This window comes from Flavobacterium bizetiae (assembly GCF_902804475.1).
Lineage (GTDB): Bacteria > Bacteroidota > Bacteroidia > Flavobacteriales > Flavobacteriaceae > Flavobacterium > Flavobacterium bizetiae.
The window spans coordinates 1-947 of sequence record NZ_CADCSU010000241.1 but is presented as its reverse complement, the minus strand read 5'-3'; the positions used below and the strand labels follow the sequence as shown (position 1 = coordinate 947).

Below are 947 nucleotides of genomic sequence, written 5' to 3'. Positions count from 1 at the left end.
AGTGTATACATATCCGTTGAAGTTGCTAAGCTATAAGAATAGTTAAGTTCTTCATCTTTAGCAGATCTTAGAATAGCGGATTGAATTATTCCATCATTAAAGCGATTGAAAATAAAGGGATCTATCAAGTTTCTAACGAAATTTGTTTGATATAATCCATCTACTTTGTTATTTCTCATATTATTTAAAACACAAGAAATAGTAAAATAGATATCAGATTGACTTATGTTATTATAATATGAATTGTCATTGAAAAAAGCAGAGTTTTTTCTAATTTTCAGCTCCTCATTATTCAAATCTGAATTAAATATTTTATCGCTGCCTCCTTTTATTTTTATATCATCGAAATTTTCAATCGTCGAAATCCTATCTTCAATAAAATTATCTTTTATTTTTTCCCTCAGTTCTTTTAAATGTTCTAATTCTCTTTCCCATGGTGTTTGAAAATTAGAATTATCACAGTTTATAGATTCAATCTCAATAAATGAACTATTTTCAGGACCATAAAGCCCATATTTTATGTTGCTTTTTAACTCTTTTTGTTTTGATTCGTCACTAATTCTATTAATAGCGACGAAATATACTAGTCTAACGTTTGCATGATTTCTGAAAAATCTACTCAAATACAAAAGATTCTTTCCATTAGTTATACAGGAGGCAACGATTAAAATAGAACCTATCTCATCAGACAAAATTTCTCCTTCGGTCAAATTAGATTGATTGATAATCTTTATAGAACTTTTTGTGAAGCCACTTACTTTATTTTTTATATATTCAGCCAATAATTCTGAGCCTTTGTCATTTAGATGAATTATATACTTAATTGAAGCTGGAATATACTGATTGATATACGAATCAAGTTTTAATTTATGTTTTTCATAAATTGTTCTCTTTTTCCCATTTAAATCAATCTCTAAATCTATATTACTAATTATTTTTTCATAATC

General features: G+C 26.5%; 1 protein-coding gene. It reads right to left on the bottom strand.

Going from position 1 to position 947, the window contains the following annotated elements:
* Positions 1–947: hypothetical protein (locus FLACOL7796_RS24500; protein ID WP_173973383.1), on the bottom strand; the 947-nt coding region annotated here is incomplete at both ends.